Source organism: Algoriphagus sp. (assembly GCF_013373065.1).
In the GTDB taxonomy this organism is placed as follows: Bacteria; Bacteroidota; Bacteroidia; order Cytophagales; family Cyclobacteriaceae; genus Algoriphagus.
In genome coordinates, this window is the sequence record NZ_JABXIN010000015.1 from 195,669 (window position 1) to 214,883 (window position 19,215).

A 19,215-nucleotide genomic window follows, 5' to 3' on the forward strand; every position below is an offset into this window, starting at 1 on the left:
AGTCATTGAAGGTCAAGCTTGAGATTTTTTTAACTGTTAAGCCAAAGATTTATTGAAAAGGAATGAAAAACCGATATTTCTTGAGGAAATTCAAACAAAATGTCAATTTGATTGAAAAAGGTTTAAATCAGTACAAAATTTCGATTTTTTGAAAAATAAAAAATTCAAACATGGTAAATAGCTTAAAACAATCCTTTAATAGAATATAATTTCAAAAAAAATCATTTTACAAGAATTTATTTTCTGCAAAAATTCATTTATGACAAATTAAATATTGTATCTGTGGTTTAAGAGGGTTAATTTTGAAGAGTTATTGATGGAATAGCAGCTCAACCCAATACTATGAATCGAAACGTCTTTTTGCTTAGCATTATTATTCTCCTTGGATTTTAAGGTGAGGCACTAGACGATTATCAAAATATTAAACAATTAAGTGCCTCAATTGAAAGAGGCACTTTTTTTATACCCTAATTATGAATCTAAAGAAATACAGCTGGGAAATTTCAGATAATCCAGAGCATCCTGCAGGTAAAGCCATGCTTTTTGCGACGGGGTTGTCTGATAAAAAAATGAAACAGCCTTTCGTGGGCATCGCAAGTTGTGGGTATGAAAGTAACCCTTGCAATATGCATCTCAACGATTTTGCCGGTCTAATCAAAGCCTCCTCTCAGGAGTATGATTTGACCGGTTTGATTTTTAATACGATTGGGATTTCTGACGGAACTTCTATGGGTACGTTGGGGATGCGTTATTCACTGGTTTCCAGAGAGATCATTGCGGATTCTATTGAGTCATTTATCCTTGGTCATTCCTTTGATGCCTGTGTAGCGATCGCAGGCTGTGATAAAAATATGCCCGGGGCGGTCATGGGAATGCTTCGCATTAACCGTCCATCGATTATGGTTTATGGTGGTACGATTGCCTCGGGCAATTATAAAGGGGAGAAACTGAATATTGTTTCTGCCTTTGAAGCCTTCGGTAAAAAGATTCAGGGTACAATTTCGGATGAGGATTACGATGGGGTTATTCGTAATGCTTGTCCCGGTGCAGGAGCCTGTGGAGGAATGTACACTGCAAACACCATGTCTTCAGCTATTGAGGCCATGGGTATGTCTTTACCTTATTCTGCTTCTTATCCAGCTAATTCCCCGCAAAAGCTTCGGGAATGCCGAGAAGTAAATCAATATGTGAAGATTCTTTTGGAAAAAGATCTGAAGCCAAAGGATATCGTCACCAGAAAAAGTATTGAAAATGCCGTTCGGGTCATCATTGCCTTGGGTGGCAGCACTAATGCAGTCTTGCATATTCTTGCAATTGCCAAGACGGCAGGAGTAGATTTTACATTGCAAGATTTTAAAGCCTTGAATGATGTGATTCCTATGTTAGGGGATTTCAAGCCTTCAGGGAATTTTTTAATGGAAGATCTTCATGAACAGGGAGGGCTTCCTGCCTTTATGAAATTCATGCTTAATGAAGGCTTACTGCATGGGGATTGTATGACTGTTACCGGAAAAACCCTGGCAGAAAACTTGGAAAAGGTGGAGCCAATTGTTCCTTCCATGGTCAATTGTATACGTCCCCTGGATCAACCGCTTAAAAAGACAGGGCACCTGTGTATTCTCAAAGGAAACTTGGCTCCAGAAGGAGCGGTGTCTAAGATTACTGGAAAGGAAGGGATTTCATTTACTGGACCCGCGAAGGTTTTTGATTCTGAATTGGATGCCAATAATGCTATCCGGGATCACAAGGTTCAGGCTGGAGATATTGTCGTCGTTCGAAATGTCGGGCCAAAAGGGGCTCCGGGAATGCCTGAAATGTTGAAGCCTACCTCCATGATTATTGGAGCAGGCTTGGGTTCAGATGTAGCCTTGATTACTGATGGCCGGTTCTCAGGGGGAACGCATGGTTTTGTGGTAGGTCACGTGACGCCGGAAGCTTGGTGTGGTGGCCCAATTGGACTTTTAAGAGATGGGGACGTGATAACTATCGACGCAGATAAGTTGGAGCTATCAGTAGCTGTCAGTGAGGAGGAATTTGCAGAACGTAAAAAGTCTTGGTCTCCAAAGGTCATCGAAGGTCTGCAAGGGACTTTGAAAAAATACAATAAACTCGTTGCCACTGCCTCTGAAGGTTGTGTGACAGATAAATTTTAAACCTATGAAGGATTCCATGATCCGGGGAGCAGACATAGTAGTTGAATCCCTTATTGCTGAACAAGCTGAGATTATATTCGGATATCCCGGTGGAGCAATCATGCCTGTTTATGATGCCTTGTATGACTATCATGAACAAATTAAGCATGTCCTTACCCGTCATGAACAAGGAGCTATCCATGCGGCACAAGGTTACGCCCGTGTCTCTGGAAAAGTTGGTGTCTGCCTCGCTACCTCAGGTCCAGGTGCGACAAACTTGATAACCGGCTTGGCCGATGCTCAAATTGACAGCACGCCTTTGGTTTGTATTACAGGACAAGTAGCTGCTCATTTGTTAGGAACGGATGCTTTTCAGGAAACAGATGTGGTTGGTATTTCCATGCCGGGTACAAAGTGGAATGTTCAGGTTAGACGAGTAGAAGATATTGCCCCGGCAATTGCTAAAGGGTTTTACATAGCTCGCTCGGGAAGACCAGGACCAGTGTTAATTGATATCACCAAAAACGCTCAAGTGGATTTTGGAGAAATGAATTATACTCCATGTTTGGGCTTCCGATCGTATAAAGTTCATCTTCCTGTTGAAAAAACAGCTATTCAGCAAGCTGCGGATTTGATCAATAAAGCTGAACGTCCATATGTATTATATGGTCAAGGGGTAGTACTTGGAAAGGCAGAAACGGAATTGAAGTTTTTCCTAGACAAAACAGGAATACCGGCTGCTTCCACCTTATTGGGTTCTGGAGCATTATCCCAAGATCATCCATGCTTTGTGGGAAAACTGGGTATGCATGGTAATTATGCTCCTAATTTATTGACTAATCAATGTGATGTACTTATTGCAGTAGGAATGCGATTTGATGATCGCGTGACGGGTGATTTGAAGCGCTATGCAAAGCAGGCCAAAGTTATTCACCTGGAATTAGATCCTGCTGAAGTCAATAAAAATGTAAAAGCCGATGTGCCTGTTTTGGGAGATTGTAAGGAAAGTCTTTCCATGCTGACAGAGGCTGTTGAAAAGAAGAGTCATCCGGAATGGCTGGCTAAGTTCCGGGAGTTGGAGCAATTGGAAAAAGAAGCTGTGATGCAGCATGATATTTCTCCTACCAAAAATGGATTGACCATGGGAGAAGTGATCAATCAAATCAATCAATACAAAGCAGATGATGCGGTTCTAGTCACCGATGTAGGACAGCATCAGATGATTGCCTGGCGTTATTTCAATTATAAAAAGCCACATACTCAGATTACATCTGGAGGATTGGGAACCATGGGTTTTGCACTTCCGGCCGCTTTGGGGGCTCAGTTATATGATTATTCTCGACAAGTGATTTGTGTAGTTGGGGATGGAGGTATCCAAATGACGATACAGGAGTTGGGCACTATCATGCAAACAAAAGCACCAGTGAAAATTGTGCTTTTGAATAACAATTATTTGGGAATGGTGCGACAGTGGCAGCAGATGTTTTTCGATAAGCGCTATTCATTCACTGAATTGGATAATCCGGAATTTATAAAAATTGCTGAAGCCTATGGGATCAAAGCCCAACGGGTAAATGCAAGAGGGGAATTGACAGAGGCAATTGAAGATATGCTGATCTATGATGGTTCCTATTTCTTGGAGGTGATGGTTGAAAAAGAAGATAATGTGTTCCCGATGATTGCCACTGGCTGTTCGGTAGAGGAGGTACGATTAAGCTAATCCAGACTATGAAGCGCTATACGATTTTTGTTATTACTGAGAACTTCATTGGAATTCTCAACCGAATCACGATCATCTTCACGCGGAGAGGGATCAATATTGATGCGTTGACGGCCTCTGAAAGTCGCGTAGATGGGATTCATCGAATCACCATTGAAGTTACCACCTCTGAGGAAATGGTCATCCAACTCGTCAATCAGATCGAAAAGGTCATTGATGTGATCAAAGCATTCTATCATGAAGATGAGGGAGTAGTGTATCAGGAGATTGCTTTGTACAAAATTCCAGTGACCCGATTGGATGGGGGGCTGGAAAAAATCATTCGGCAACACAATGCGAAAATTATTGCGGCGGAGCCTCAGTTTGTGGTGTTAGAACTTTCTGGACACAAGGAACAAACCCAAGAATTGCTGGAAATTTTGAAAGGCTATGGGCTTTTGGAATTTGCCCGGTCGGGTAGAGTTGCTGTCGCCAAACGAATGGTGACGATCGATGATTTTATTAAATAAATAATTGAATATCAAACTATTAAATCTTATAAAGCTATGAAGTTAAAATTTGGCAATGTGGAAGAAAATGTGGTCACTCGGGAAGAGTTTCCTCTAGAAAAAGCCAGAGAGGTACTCAAAGATGAAGTGATTGCAGTTATTGGCTATGGGGTTCAAGGTCCAGGTCAGGCTTTAAACCTGAAAGACAATGGCTTCCACGTTATTGTAGGTCAGCGTAAGAATTCAAAAACCTGGGATAAAGCCGTTGCTGACGGATGGGTTCCCGGAGAAACACTTTTCGATATCGAAGAAGCTTGTGAGCGTGGAACGATCATTCAATTCTTGCTTTCTGATGCAGGTCAAATTGCCTTATGGCCAACCGTGAAAAAGCATCTGACTCCAGGAAAAGCCTTGTATTTCTCTCATGGTTTTGGAGTGACTTACAAAGACAAAACTGGAATCATCCCACCTGCTGATGTAGATGTGATTTTGGTGGCACCAAAAGGTTCTGGTACTTCTTTGAGAAGAATGTTTGTGGAAGGAAGAGGCTTGAACTCATCTTATGCCATTTATCAAGATGCAACCGGAAAAGCCAAAGATCGCGTGATTGCTTTGGGGATTGGCGTTGGTTCCGGATACCTTTTTGAGACTGATTTCTATCGCGAAGTAACTTCCGATTTGACTGGAGAGCGTGGAACTTTGATGGGAGCAATTCAGGGTATTTTTGCAGCGCAATATGAGGTGCTCCGTGAAAATGGACATACTCCTTCCGAGGCATTCAACGAGACCGTGGAAGAATTAACGCAATCCTTGATGCCTTTGGTGGCAGAGAATGGGATGGATTGGATGTATGCCAACTGTTCGACTACTGCCCAGCGAGGAGCTTTGGATTGGTGGAAACCTTTCCGGGATGCGACTAAACCGGTTTTTGAAGCTTTGTATGAATCCGTTAAAACCGGAAAAGAAGCACAAAAATCCATCGACTCCAATTCCAAGCCAGATTACAGAGAAAAGTTAGAAGAGGAATTGAAAGAATTAAGAGAATCAGAAATGTGGCAGGCAGGTGCTGTCGTCCGACAGTTGCGGCCAGAAAATAATTAAACCCAAAAAATCATGAGTGACAAGCTGTGGATATTTGATACCACCCTTAGAGACGGGGAGCAAGTTCCTGGATGCCAATTGAATACCCAGGAGAAAATTGTGGTGGCGAAAGCCTTAGAAGAATTAGGTGTTGACATCATTGAGGCAGGATTTCCGATTTCAAGTCCGGGTGATTTCAACTCAGTTGTAGAGATTTCAAAGGCTGTCTCCAACCCGATCATTTGTGCCCTTTCCCGAGCTGTGGAAAAAGATATTGAGGTGGCGGCCCAAGCTTTGAAATTCGCTAAGAAAGGAAGGATTCATACCGGAATCGGTGTATCTCCTTACCATATTCAATACAAACTTCGCTCGACTCCGGATGAAATTATCCGAAGAGGGGTGGCAGCGGTCAAATTCGCCAAGCAATTTGTCGAGGACGTGGAATTTTATGCAGAGGATGCAGGTCGATCCGAGCCGGATTTTCTTTGTAAGATCATCGAAGAAGTAATCAAGGCTGGTGCTACCGTAGTCAATATTCCTGACACGACTGGATATTGCTTGCCCGAGCAATATGGCGGAATTATCGCAGACCTGAAAAATCGGGTTCCGAATATTGATAGAGCTATCATCTCCACGCATTGCCACAATGATCTGGGTATGGCTACTGCCAATACGGTTGCTGGTGTACAAAATGGTGCACGTCAGGTAGAAGTGACGATCAATGGAATCGGTGAACGGGCCGGAAATACTTCCATGGAAGAAGTAGTGATGGCGATTAAATGTCATCAAGCCATTCCAGTTCATACAGATATTGTCACTCAAAAAATCTATCATACTAGTCGCTTGGTTTCCAAATTGATGAATATGCCTGTGCAACCTAACAAAGCGATAGTGGGTAGAAACGCTTTTGCCCATTCCTCAGGAATTCATCAAGATGGAGTGTTGAAGCATAGGGAAAATTATGAAATCATCGACCCGAAGGAGGTTGGGGTGGAAGAGTCTTCCATTGTTTTGACTGCACGGTCTGGTCGGGCCGCATTGAAGCACCATTTGGATGCCTTGGGTGTAGAATTGGAAGGAGAGGAGCTTCGCAAAGTTTATGAGGCCTTTTTGGAATTGGCTGATTCCAAGCGGGATATTGGTCGAAAGGATCTGCTTTCACTTGTTGGAAAGTATCTTGATGAGTCCAATTTCATCGAATTGCAGGGAGTGAGTTATTCTTCCAATGGAGAAGTTAAAGCAAATGTCAAGTTAAAAATTGGGGATACCAGCCACCAAGCCTCCGCAACCGGGGTAGGTCCTGTTGATGCTGTTTTGACAGCAATCGAGAAAATGGTCCAGCCACAAGTAGACCTGGAAGAGTTCCTCATTCAGGCCATGACTCATGGATCCAATGATGTGGCAAAGGTCCATATGCGGGTGATCAAATCCGATAAACCGTATCATGGCTTTGCCTCCAATGAAGATATCGTATTGGCTTCTGCACAAGCTTTTGTAGATGCATTAAACAAAATTCCAGTCAAAGAATACGCGACTGCCTAATTATGGAAAAAACAACACTATTTGATAAAATCTGGGATTCCCACGTCGTACGCCATGTACCCGCTGGACCTGATGTGTTTTTCATCGATAAGCATTTTATCCATGAAGTAACTTCTCCAGTCGCATTTCTCAATTTGGAGAAAAGAGGAATTGGAGTAAAGTATCCAGAGCGTACCATCGCAACTCCTGATCATAATGTTCCGACAGTCGATCAGGACCAAACTATAAAGGACAAATTGTCTCGAATGCAGGTGGAAAAGCTTCGGGAAAACTGCAAAAAATACGGAATTGAATTGCATGATTTGGGTACAGCACATCATGGGATTGTCCATGTAATTGGTCCTGAATTGGGTGTCACTCAACCCGGAATGACCATCGTTTGTGGGGATTCGCATACGTCCACTCATGGAGCTTTCGGAGCGATTGCTTTTGGCATCGGTACTTCTGAAGTGGAAATGGTTTTGGCCACCCAATGTATCATGCAGTCAAAGCCAAAGAAAATGCGGATTTCTGTAGAGGGAGAGCTTGGAAAAGGCGTGACCTCTAAGGATATTATCTTGTACATCATTTCGAAGATTTCAGCTGCTGGTGCCACAGGTTATTTTGTGGAATATGCAGGTTCGGCCATTCAAAGTCTTTCCATGGAAGCCAGGATGACCATTTGCAATATGTCTATTGAAATGGGAGCTCGTGGTGGACTGATTGCGCCGGATGAAACCACCTTCAATTACCTAAAAGGTCGGCAATATGCTCCTAAAGGCGAAGAATGGGAGAAAGCTGTTTCATTTTGGAATACACTCAAAACAGATGAGGGAGCCGTTTTTGATAAGGAATATCAATTTGATGCAGCGGATATCGAACCCATGATTACTTATGGAACCAATCCAGGGATGGGAATCAAAGTCAAGGATAGAATTCCTACGACTGAGGTAATGGAAGGATCAAACAAGACCTCCTATTTGAAATCCTTGGAATACATGGGCTTTCAACCTGGGGAACAGGTCAAAGGAAAGCAAGTTGACTATGTGTTTGTAGGATCATGTACCAATGGTCGGATTGAAGATATCCGTGCGGTAGCAGAGTTTGTCAAAGGAAAGAAAAAGGCTGAAAACATCACCGCTTGGATCGTCCCGGGTTCTAGGGAGGTTGAAAAGCTTGCCCATGAAGAGGGCTTGGTGAAAATCTTGGAAGAAGCAGGGTTTGAATTGCGTCAGCCCGGCTGTTCAGCCTGTTTGGCAATGAACGATGATAAGATTCCTGCAGGGAAGTATGCAGTGTCCACTTCCAATCGAAACTTTGAAGGTCGTCAAGGTCCAGGAGCTCGAACCATGCTAGCTTCTCCATTGACCGTAGCAGCTGTTGCCGTCACCGGCAGAATCACTGACCCAAGGGAAGTTTTTGAGAATTAATATTTCAATCTTCCAATCTTTCAATTTTACAATTCGAAAAAATGGCTTACGATAAATTCACTGTTCTTCGAGATACGGCAGTTCCTTTGCCGACCGAAAACGTAGATACAGACCAGATTATTCCAGCACGTTTCCTAAAAGCAACTGAACGAACGGGCTTTGGAGATAATCTTTTCCGAGACTGGCGATACGATGTCGAGGGGAACCCTAAAAAGGATTTTGTTCTTAATGACCCAACTTACAGCGGAAAAATCCTGGTTGCTGGAAAGAACTTTGGTTCGGGTTCTAGCCGAGAACATGCGGTGTGGGCACTTTATGATTACGGCTTTCGCTGTGTGGTATCCAGCTTCTTCGCAGATATTTTCAAAAATAACTGTCTGAATATTGGGGTGCTTCCAGTTACAGTCTCCCCGGAATTTGCTGACAAACTCTTTGCAGCAATTGAAGCAGACCCCAAAACCGAAATCGAAGTAAATCTGCTTGAGCAGAAAATCACATTGCTTTCAACAGGCGAGTCTGAGACTTTCGACATCAACGAATACAAGAAAAGTAATATGCAAAATGGCTTCGACGATATCGACTATTTGTTGAATATGTCAGATGAAATCGAAGCATTCGCTGCATCTAGATAATCTAAAGGTCATGGAGGCAAAGAGAAGAATCGAAATCATGGATACCACTCTGAGGGATGGAGAACAGACTTCCGGTGTTTCCTTTTTGCCTTCTGAAAAGCTTCAGATTGCTAAGTTACTTTTGGAGGAACTAAAAGTTGACCGTATAGAAGTGGCTTCTGCTAGAGTATCAGAAGGAGAACTCGAAGGTGTGCAGAAAATAACCCAATGGGCTTCTCAAAAAGGATACTTGGATCGTGTTGAGGTGTTGGGTTTTGTGGACACACCTGCTTCAGTGGATTGGATTGTGGAGTCAGGTGCCCGGGTGATGAATCTGCTGACCAAAGGCTCCTTAAATCATTTGATTCATCAACTCAAAAAAACACCGGAGCAGCATTTTGAAGATATTCGGCAAAGCATTTCCTATGCTCAGGAAAAAGGAGTTTCAGTCAATGTCTACTTGGAAGATTGGTCCAATGGTATGCGAAACTCCCGGGATTACACCCTTTCCTTAATTGAGTTTCTTCAATCACAACCGGTCAAGCGGGTGATGCTGCCCGATACCTTGGGTTTGCTGGCCCCGGAGGAAGTAAAGAGTTATTTCCATGATATCACGCAGCAATTCCCCGAACTTCATTTTGATTTCCATGCGCATAATGATTACGATCTTTCAGTGGCGAATGTCATGGAGGCAATTCTTTATGGTGCAGCAGGAATCCACACGACAATTAATGGTTTGGGAGAGCGTGCCGGAAATGCACCCTTGGAATCTGTAGTTGCGGTTATCGAGGATTTCACTGATTTTGAAATTGGGATTCAGGAACAGAAGATTTTCCGTGTATCCAAATTGGTGGAGCAATTTTCCGGACAACATATTCCAGCGAACAAACCTGTGGTCGGGGAAAATGTATTTACTCAAACCGCGGGAATCCATGCCGATGGGGATAATAAAAAGAATCTCTATTTCAATGATTTGATGCCGGAGCGCTTTGGGCGGCAAAGGAAATATGCCTTGGGAAAAACCTCCGGGAAAGCCAATATTCTAAAAAATTTAGAGGAGTTAGGCATTTCTTTGGAGAAAGAGGAACTCGCGAAGGTCACCCAACGAATCATAGAATTGGGAGATAAAAAAGAACGGGTGACTACTGAGGATTTACCTTATATCATTTCCGATGTGCTCCAAAACAATGTAATTTCGAAGTATATCAGTATCGAGGGCTATCACATGACCCACTCCAAGGGACTCAAACCGACAGTTCAACTTCGAATGAATATCCATGGGAAGTTCTATGACGAAAGTGCAACTGGAGATGGGCAGTATGATTCCTTTATGCGTGCCCTAAAAAAGATTTACAAGTCCTTGGGGAGGGAATTGCCCAAGCTGACCGATTACCATGTTTCAATTCCTCCTGGTGGGAAAACCGATGCCTTTGTGGAGACGGTGATCACATGGGATTATGGAAAAATCTTCAAAACCAAAGGTCTGGATCCAGATCAGACGGTAGCGGCGATGATGGCTACCGAAAAAATGCTCAACATCATCGAAAACATGACTTACAATCCAGAAAAAGAAGAATCAACCTATTATGGAAATGAATATCGCGCTGTTGCCGGGTGACGGCATTGGCCCTGAAGTTATCGCTCAGGCAGTAAAAGTTGTCAAAGCTGTTGGGCAAAAATTCGGACATCAAATTACTTTCAAAGAAGGTCTAGTAGGAGCCTGTGCCATCGATGCTACTGGAGATCCCTATCCTGATGCCACACATGAGATTTGCGCAGCTTCAGATGCTGTCCTTTTTGGAGCGATCGGAGACCCAAAATATGACAATGATCCCAAAGCCAAGGTTCGTCCAGAGCAGGGACTACTAAGGATGCGTCAAAAGTTGGGGCTTTTTGCGAATGTGCGTCCAACCTTTACTTTTCCTTCCTTGGTACATAAGTCTCCCTTGAAACTGGAGCGAGTGGATGGGGTGGATTTTGTTTTTTTCCGGGAATTGACCGGTGGAGTTTACTTCGGTGAGCCAAGAGGTCGAAATGAACAAGGTACGAAGGCTTTTGATACGAATGTGTACAGCAAAGAAGAGATCGTTCGCTTGGCTCGGATGGGCTTTGAAGCTGCACAAAAGCGAAGAAAACTCTTGACCTGCGTGGACAAAGCCAATGTGATGGCGACTTCCAGATTGTGGAGAGAAACCGTTCAGGAGTTGGCTTCCGAATACCCAGAGGTAAAGGTGGAATATGAGTTTGTAGATGCCGTAGCCATGCGATTGATTCAGTGGCCAAAAGCTTATGACGTCTTGATTACTGAGAATCTTTTCGGGGATATTTTGACGGATGAAGCTTCGGTGATTTCAGGTTCTATGGGCTTGATGCCTTCCGCTTCCTTAGGATCTAAGGTGAAATTATTCGAACCGATTCACGGTTCTTATCCGCAAGCTGCAGGAAAAGATATTGCAAATCCATTGGCTACGGTTCTTTCTGCTGCAATGATGTTTGAGTATGCTTTTGATATGAAAGACGAGGCTCAGGCCATCAGTGATGTGGTGAATCTTTCTCTTTCCGAAGGAGTAGTCACCGAAGATATAGCAGAAGGAGGTAAGGCCTATAAAACTTCTGAAGTTGGAGATTGGCTGGCTGCGAAGATCTTGGAATAATAAAAAATAGAATAGTAGAAAAGGCTGACAAAAGACTAGTTTTAGGTCAGCCTTTTCTTTTTTAATAAACTTTAAAAGGGTAGACCATTTTTCGATTTAGGGCATCTGGAACCTCTGAGATCAAGACATAATTTCCCGGTGTGAGTTCCGCTTTGAAATAACCTTTCTTTCCAGCAGGCATATCTTCTGTACCTCCCATAAATAGGAATTCCTTTGGTTCAGGCGAAGACAAGGCAAACATATCCGAAGGGTTGATCCAGGCAACTAGACTATCCAATGCAGCTCCTTCCTGAAGTTTTACCAAATTCACATCATGTCCAGCGAAATGCTCGTATAGCTGCTGATCTTCAAATTCTACCCCAAATTGAAAGTTTCCTGCAGGAATTGAATCTTGAAATTGGATCCCTTCGGTCGAGGAAATAGAGATGTTGTAATCCGCTTGGGGTTCTACTAGCTCAGAGGCTTCATCAGTTACAATGACTTCTTTGAGCATGCCAAGGAAAACATGAGGAGTCCCATCTGGCATTCGGATGTAACATTCCATCGCATAAACTCCCGGCTCCAAGAATAGGGTAGTTTCTCCGGTAGAATTGCCTGAAAGAATCCCAACTCCTCCATGATTGACCACTCCTCCAAACCATTGAGGGATTTTTTCAAAAGCTTTCATCCCTTCTTCCATCTTTCCCAAAATCATAAAGTCAAAACCCTCTTTAAACACCGGGATTAATTCATTTTCGTAATTCGAAATACGAATACCTTCTGGAAGCTTTTCCAAAACAAAAAAGTGGGCTTCATTCGACTTGTTCACATAGCGGAATGTGTTCCAACCGGAAGGAATGGAATCCACCATCTGAAAATCCATGGCATTCGTAACGACTTCAATAACCGGATCATTTGATTCGGTAACCGGCGCTTCTTTTTTAGAGCAAGAAAAAATCATAAAAGATCCCAAAGTGATCGCGAAAAACAGGTTTTTTTTCATAGGACTTTCCATTTATTTATTGATCTAAAATTTAAACAAGTCTTCCGAAATTTTTAATTCATTTTCTCTGCTTTTGGATTTTAATTGGGTTTTTTGACTCGAACAAGCTTTCCGTTTGACTTGGTTATGTCATTTCTTTCCACCAGAAGCAGAAGGTTTCCATCTTGTTCTTGATATATCGAGCGAATTCTTCCCTGCATTTTTAGACCAAATGTATTCCCTGTTTTTGGGTCGAATTTTAATAGCCTTTGGAAAGCTAGGGATGCAATTAGAAAATGATCTTCCCATTCAGGGAAGTTACTGTTCCTGACCAAAATTGCGCAGGAAGGTGCAATTGCTCTTCCTCCATCTGAAGAAGGTACAGTCCAATAGTGTTGTGGCAAGACTGAGATTTTTTCTGCAGAATCTCGGGAGATTAGGGAAACGGGTTCCCCATTATAATGGGTGCCGTAGGTAAAAAGAGGCCATCCATAGTTCTTGCCCGGTAAAATGATATTGAATTCATCACCTCCTTTTGGTCCGTGCTCTATTCCATATAGGGTTTGAGTAGAGGATTCATATACCAAGCCTTGAACATCACGGTGACCAAAACTATAAATTGACCCAGGTTTTTCTTCACCTTCCAATATGGGGTTGTCTTCTGGAATGGTCCCGTCTTGGTTTAATCGATGGATTTTCCCCCAATCTTCTTTTAAGTCCTGAGATACTAAAACTGGATTTTTTCGGGTCGAGTAATTGGAAACACCAATATTTAGAAAAAAATGCTCTTCATCCTCCCAGACAATCCGCATCCCATTTCCGTAATAGCCTTCTGTTCGGGTTTGAAAGATGATTTCTTGGTCAAAAATTTGATTTTCTCTGAGTTTAAATCTAGCTACTTTTCCTCGGCCATCTTTCCCAAAGTAAGCCATATAAATCCAAGGTACAGTTGGGTAATCTGGGTGGAGGCTTAAATCCATCAATCCTCCATGGATAATCAAAGGACTTCCGGGATCCTCAAACGTCTGCACTTCCGGAGCTACATATACTTCTTGAAGATTTTCTCCCTTAAACCTGAAAATTTTCCCGATCCGATCTGAAATCAAAAAATCATTATCATCCAGAAATACCAAGCCAAAAGGAATGGTTAATCCACTTGTAAGTGTGTCGGTCGTAAATAGATCGTCGCTGATCGGATAAGGATAATCGGATGAGGAATATTCTACAGGTTTATCACAGCCTTGGATTATGAGCAGGCCAAAGAGGGAAATAGTCCAGAGGAAAGATTTGAAAGGGCTTTTCATAACCGATCAATTCCTAGATGGATTGATCATGATATGTGCCCGATGGGTACCCGGATCCATAATCCAGGGCAGTCCCGGTCCGGCTGGTTTAAGCGGTAACCCGGTGCTTTCAGCAGTAGCCCAAGGGATATACACTACGGAGCGCGTATAGGTGTTTTGAGCTTCTCCTGTGGTCCAGTTTATATCTTGATCGTCTGCCACTAAGACATGCAGTACACTTCCAGGATCAGGAAGTTGGAGTTTTCCGGCTTTGGCCTCGGCTTCTCTGGTATTGAAAATTTCCTGGGCATTTTTTCCCTCTTTTCGCAAAGCCCAACCCCGCTCCATGAACGGTTGTGCGCTGCTGTGGTAACAGGAAACACTCAAACCTTCCCGACTAGGGTCATCTCCGAGACAAACGGTCTGATTGCTTCCTCTCCGAAGCATTACAATTTCCCCATTTTGATAGCCATATACAGTAGCCTCGGATCGCTGATCTTCTGGAGCAGCTAAAACGGCTAACTTGATTTGAATTTCCTTGCTCGGGGATTGTTGGGAAAAAGCTGATAAGCTGAGGCTTAGAAATAATAAAGAAAAGATGGATTTCATAGGTTAGTGGGTTTTGTATAGGATTGAATTTAAGAAAATTCTGAAAAAGTAAGGTACTCGTTGTTTTGGCGTTAGAATGAAGGTCTGACTGAGGAGGTTTCTTCGGGGCAATAAGATTTCTTGATCGCTTGTAGATTAGGGGGATTGGGCCTACCGATGACAGATTTTATTTGGGTATTCTAAAATGGGTCAGTCCGAGCACCCGAAAGACAGGAGTCTGAAGTAAAGAGGACCCTTCGATTTCGAAACTCCCGTTTCTCAAGTGCTCAGGGTGACCAGAATTAGGAGGATCTCGAACACTGTCATCTCGTTTTGTGGATTCTCCTAAATGTTAGGCCTCGAAATGACTTCTTGACCCTCACTGCGAGGAGGAACGACGAAGCAGTCTCAAGAAAGGGAAGGTTGGCGAGTGAGATTACTTCACTTCGTTCGCAATTACGCAGCCACCCTTCAAAAAGAATATTTCACCTGCGAGCCTTTTTCGGGATCCAATTCCACTTGGGCAAAGACCCCGATTTCCTGCTGCAATTCCTCGACATGGCTGATGATACCTACAATACGGTTTTCATGTCGTAGGGACTTTAGCGTTTCGAAGACGACCCGCAGGGAATTCCGATCCAAAGCTCCAAAACCCTCATCCAAGAAGAAGAAACTCTGATCGGCCTGATTCAGGGCTTTGACTTTTTCTGCCAAGGCCAAAGCCAAACATAACGAGGCCTGAAAAGTTTGTCCTCCGGAAAGGGTTTTTAAAAGACGCCTTTTACCTCCATTCAGGTAATCCACCACCCAAAAGGTATTGTCATCATCAATCTCCAGACTCAGACTGTTTTTGCTGAGTTTCATAAAGCGCTGATTGGCCGTATGGCAGAGTTCTTTTAGGTAGATCGAACTCACATACTTCACGAAGCCGCTTCCTTTGAAAAGCTTTTCCAGCTCTTTCAGGTAGGTTTCCCGTTTTTCCACTCCCTCCAATTGCTGTCTCAGCGTTGATTTTTCCTGAAGCTTCTGTTCGGAGACTTTTACTTCTTTTTGTAAAAGAATAAGCTCTTTCTGTCGGGCTTCATTGGTGTCTTGAAGTTCTTGTATTTCTTGTGAAAGCTGCTGAAAGGCTTCCTCCTGGAATTCAACAACTCCTTTTTCGGATGCCAGTTCCTGAATTCGGTTTTCTGCCAAATCCAGCTGTCGATCAAATTGCTCAATTTCCTTAGCGGTTTTCTCGGCATCCAGTGAATGCTCAAAAAGTTGGATCAAAGCATCCTCATTTTCAAAACCATATTGGTTTTTCAAGGATTCGAATTCATTTTCGAGCCCTTGGATTTTGCCTACTGCTTTTTCAAGCAAGGCTTTAAAATTCTTTAGATCAGCTTGATTAGTGGTGGCCTTGTTCTGAACTTCCTGCAGGTATTTTTGCTTGCTTTCCAAAGCAGCAGCGGCTTGTTCGATGTCTTGTGCTACTCTTGAAATCATGGCTTGGATCTCGGTAGGGTTCTTATCGAAGAATCCTTTGCAGAAAGTAGGATCCTTGATTTCATCCTGCTTGGTTTGGATAGCCGAAGAGAGACTCTCTTTTTTTAGTTGGGCCTGCTGCAGTTTTTGTTGGATAACCTCTAAATCAGCTCGGACCTGATCGGATTCTTTTCTTTTTTGTTGGAGCTTTTGAAGCAAATTCTCCCGGTTTTGATTGGCATGCTCCAATTCTGAAATACGGTTGGAAAGCCCTTTTTGATCCTTCAAACCTAAAGGCTGTAAGCTCTCGAAGAGTCCGTTTAATTTCTCATTCAGTTGGCCTTTTTCTTTTTTTCTCCAAGTCAGATTGTCTTGATGACTCTGTAAATAAAACTCCTGTTCCTTGAGTTGCTGCTTAATTAGAAGAATTTTCTCCAACTGATCTTTTTCTTCAGCAATCTGAATTTCAATTTCTTTGATTTTCTGATTCTGAGCCGATTGATCAATGGGTTGTGGATGCTCCAGAGACCCGCAAAGTGGGCAGGGTTTTCCATCTTCCAAGAGATGTGCATGAACTTTCAGCCCTGAATTCCGGAGAAGACTTTCCCGTTGTTCTTCCCAGTTTTGAATCACCTGTTTTTGAGCATTTTGCCATGCTTCCGTATCGGGAAATTCTGAAGGAACCGAATAACGGAGCTTTTCGAGCAGGTTTGCTACGTTTTTCTCCTCTTTTTCAAATTGCTCTATGAGTTTGTCATGCTCCTGAATTTGAGATTCTAGTTCAGTCCAAGTATGCAGCTGACTTTTCAATGTAGCGAGCAAATTGGAGTCGGATTGGGGAGAAGCTTCCAAAAGTTGAGTGTCCTCCTGAATTTCCTGCTGGATATTCCTTTGTTTGCTAACAAGCTCTTCCTGAGAAGGGGAAAGTTGCCTAATGGCATCTTGAGCTTCGGATAGTTTAATTCGGAGTTCCTTGATTTCCAACACCTTTTTCAGGTCCCGAATTTTGCTCTCCCGGTCAGGACGCTGTTGGTTTTTTTCACGGAGTTTTTGTTCTTCCTCTTTCAGTATGCTGATTTCTTTTTCAAACTCAAGTTCGAATCGCTCCGCATCAATGATGCTTACCCGGTATTTTTCTGCATCGGCTCTGAGGTCATTGAGCTGATTCCATACCGGGCGTAGATAGGTTTTAGCTTGGATAAAATCCTGATAGAGTTGCCGTTTTTCATCGACTTCCGGCTTGCGTTCCAGAAGTTCTTGTTTGGTTTTGGTAAACTCCTTCCAGGATAGGTGCTTTTCACGAAGCTTTTCCTGGGATTTTACTTTTTGCTCCAGCTGAAGGGCTTTTTCCAACTCTTTGTTTTGCTCTAGCTGAAGTTGGTTCAGACTTTCTTTTTCACTGTTTAATTTTTCCTCTGAATATTCCTCCAAGCCTTGGAATTGGGTTTCAAGTCTGATTTTCTCATCCTTGACCGTACGAAGTAGGAAACCAGTTTTAGCAGAAAGGTCGAATCGCTCCAAGCCAAAGAGTTCCTTCATCATCTCTGCCCTAGGTCCCGGAGTCAAATCGATAAATTCGCGGAATTTCCCTTGTGGGATGATAACGGTTTGTTTGAAATGCTCCTTTTTCATTCCCACGATTTCCTCCGCCCGAGCTTCCAAGGGCTCCCAATCCGTTCCCGATTTTCGGTAAAAAGTATGCGTAGCAGGATCTACTTTTTCAGGGTCTTTTTTATTCCGCTTGGCTTCATAGCGCGCTAGGTAAGTCTGACTGTTATTTTTTCCTGAATGAAAAATAAAGCGAATCAACAGCTCATCGCTCTGTAGGTTGAGCATGGAATTCTTTTCACCGCGGTCGGAAAGGCGCTCCGTACTTCCATAAAGTGCAAGTAAAATCGCTTCCAAAATTGAAGATTTGCCACTTCCTACGGCTCCAAAAATCCCGAAAAGTCCGGCAGCAGTCAGTTGACTGAAGTCAATCACCTGACGCTCCCGATAAGAATATAAGCCTTGAATTTCTAACTGGACCGGAATCATTTGTTTTCTTCTTGACTGATCACTTCTTTGAAAATCGTTAAAAGTTCTTCATTTGGTTCCTGTCCACGGACGCTTTCAAAATAGAGGGAAAACAAACTCACCATATCTTTCTCCAAATCTTCTGCTTTGAGAGTCAATTCATCGCGATTGCGTGGGTTTTGAATTTGAGGAATCAGGTTGACGATTCCGTCATGGGCTTTGAGAATGGCTTTGCGCGTGCTTGCGTCGATGGAGTCTTTTGTTTGATAAGTTAATTCCACAAAGCAGTACGGGTTTTCCTCCAGCCATTGGAGTGTTTCTGGGAGATTGTTAAAGGTTTTTCGGTACGAGGGTCTTCCTTGCTTCAATCCTATAGGGGTATAGTTGGCAGGTTTTCCAGGTTCCAATTCAATTAGGACAACTTGCTTTTCCTGGTCCGCTTCTGAAAAGGAATAGGCGAGGGGGCTGCTGGAGTAGACAACAGGACATGGATTCTTGTCTACCGCATGAAAACGATGGAGATGTCCAAGGGCTGCATATTGGATCTGGGAAGGGAGATTTTCTGTAAAAAGTGCTTGTGTTCCGCCTACATGGAGAATGGGACGTTCGGACTCAGGTTCGGCTTCAAGGGGAGCTCCTTTTTTTGCGAAAAAGAAATGTCCGACAAAGACATTCACTCCTTTTTCATCGCAATATTGATCTGCTAGTTTTTTCCATTTATCAGCAAGGAGATTTCGAAATTCCTCCTCTCGATTTTCTTCCCCAAGATAGGTCCGCAAACTAACCTCATGGGCATAGGGAGCTAAAATCAATCGAATAGGAAAATCAAATTTTGGCAATTTCAATTCCATAAATCCGCTTTCCGACCGAAGGACTTCCACTCCGGAATCAAGTTTACCAGCTGGAATTAAACTGTCGTATCGGCTGTAAAAAAAGATGCCCATTTCCCGAGCGAGTGGGTCGGGTGCCTCGACAAATTGGGAACTGTCATGATTGCCGGAGATAGCGATGATGGGTCGGTTTCCATTTTTGGATAATCTGCGAAGGGTTTTGTATAGGAGTTCCACAGCTTCATGAGCAGGATTGAAACTATCGAAGATATCGCCTGCCAAGAGCACAAGATCGACTTCCTGCTCATCGGCAATCAAGCAGATTTCATCCAGAACGAGCTTTTGCTCTTCGATTCTGGGAAATTCTTGTAAGCGCTTGCCGAGGTGCCAGTCTGCTGTATGGAGGATTTTGAGCATAAAAAGAATAAGTTTTA

Annotated in this window: 14 protein-coding genes; 9 read left to right on the forward strand and 5 right to left on the reverse strand. The window is 43.1% G+C overall.

Annotation, left to right across the window (positions count from 1 at the left end):
• Positions 1 to 473 precede the first annotated feature (473 nt).
• The 9 genes from ilvD to leuB are packed head-to-tail and all read left to right on the forward strand — an operon-like array spanning position 474 to position 11,636.
• Entirely contained in the window at positions 474 to 2,153 is a 1,680-nt protein-coding gene (gene ilvD, locus HWE15_RS11875; RefSeq protein WP_290507753.1) for a dihydroxy-acid dehydratase, read from the forward strand.
• A gap of 4 nt (positions 2,154 to 2,157) precedes the next feature.
• Positions 2,158 to 3,852: a biosynthetic-type acetolactate synthase large subunit gene (gene ilvB, locus HWE15_RS11880; protein WP_290507754.1), complete on the forward strand. Its 1,695-nt coding sequence runs from the start codon at positions 2,158 to 2,160 to the stop codon at positions 3,850 to 3,852.
• An 8-nt stretch (positions 3,853 to 3,860) separates the two neighbouring features.
• Positions 3,861 to 4,361, forward strand: coding sequence for an acetolactate synthase small subunit (gene ilvN, locus HWE15_RS11885; RefSeq protein WP_290507755.1), 501 nt, complete (start codon positions 3,861 to 3,863; stop codon positions 4,359 to 4,361).
• A gap of 36 nt (positions 4,362 to 4,397) precedes the next feature.
• Positions 4,398 to 5,441, forward strand: a complete 1,044-nt coding sequence (gene ilvC / locus HWE15_RS11890) for a ketol-acid reductoisomerase (protein WP_135072996.1) — start codon at positions 4,398 to 4,400, stop codon at positions 5,439 to 5,441.
• Positions 5,442 to 5,453: 12 nt separating this feature from the next.
• Entirely contained in the window at positions 5,454 to 6,962 is a 1,509-nt protein-coding gene (locus HWE15_RS11895) for a 2-isopropylmalate synthase (RefSeq protein ID WP_290507756.1), read from the forward strand.
• A 2-nt stretch (positions 6,963 to 6,964) separates the two neighbouring features.
• A complete protein-coding gene (leuC, locus tag HWE15_RS11900) occupies positions 6,965 to 8,371 on the forward strand; it encodes a 3-isopropylmalate dehydratase large subunit (RefSeq protein WP_290507757.1) in 1,407 nt (468 codons plus the stop codon).
• 41 nt (positions 8,372 to 8,412) lie between these two features.
• Positions 8,413 to 9,003, forward strand: a complete 591-nt coding sequence (gene leuD, locus HWE15_RS11905; RefSeq protein WP_290507758.1) for a 3-isopropylmalate dehydratase small subunit — start codon at positions 8,413 to 8,415, stop codon at positions 9,001 to 9,003.
• A gap of 10 nt (positions 9,004 to 9,013) precedes the next feature.
• Positions 9,014 to 10,600: an alpha-isopropylmalate synthase regulatory domain-containing protein gene (locus HWE15_RS11910; protein ID WP_290507788.1), complete on the forward strand. Its 1,587-nt coding sequence runs from the start codon at positions 9,014 to 9,016 to the stop codon at positions 10,598 to 10,600.
• Positions 10,569 to 11,636 (forward strand): 3-isopropylmalate dehydrogenase, encoded by a 1,068-nt coding sequence (leuB, locus tag HWE15_RS11915; protein ID WP_290507759.1) that lies wholly within the window; start codon positions 10,569 to 10,571, stop codon positions 11,634 to 11,636. The genes HWE15_RS11910 and leuB overlap by 32 nt, the downstream gene beginning before the upstream one ends.
• Positions 11,637 to 11,697: 61 nt before the next feature.
• Here the strand turns inward: leuB and HWE15_RS11920 are convergent, their stop codons facing one another.
• The 5 genes from HWE15_RS11920 to HWE15_RS11940 form a co-directional block, all read right to left on the reverse strand.
• Entirely contained in the window at positions 11,698 to 12,618 is a 921-nt protein-coding gene (locus tag HWE15_RS11920) for a hypothetical protein (RefSeq protein WP_290507760.1), read from the reverse strand.
• 80 nt (positions 12,619 to 12,698) lie between these two features.
• Positions 12,699 to 13,901 (reverse strand): PQQ-dependent sugar dehydrogenase, encoded by a 1,203-nt coding sequence (locus HWE15_RS11925; RefSeq protein WP_290507761.1) that lies wholly within the window; start codon positions 13,899 to 13,901, stop codon positions 12,699 to 12,701.
• Positions 13,902 to 13,907: 6 nt separating this feature from the next.
• On the reverse strand, positions 13,908 to 14,489 hold the full coding sequence (locus HWE15_RS11930) for a hypothetical protein (protein ID WP_290507762.1): 582 nt from the start codon (positions 14,487 to 14,489) through the stop codon (positions 13,908 to 13,910).
• 450 nt (positions 14,490 to 14,939) lie between these two features.
• Positions 14,940 to 17,972, reverse strand: coding sequence for an SMC family ATPase (locus HWE15_RS11935; RefSeq protein WP_290507763.1), 3,033 nt, complete (start codon positions 17,970 to 17,972; stop codon positions 14,940 to 14,942).
• Complete coding sequence (locus tag HWE15_RS11940; RefSeq protein ID WP_290507764.1) at positions 17,969 to 19,198, reverse strand: exonuclease subunit SbcD; 1,230 nt, start codon at positions 19,196 to 19,198, stop codon at positions 17,969 to 17,971. The genes HWE15_RS11935 and HWE15_RS11940 overlap by 4 nt, the downstream gene beginning before the upstream one ends.
• Positions 19,199 to 19,215: the final 17 nt, after the last annotated feature.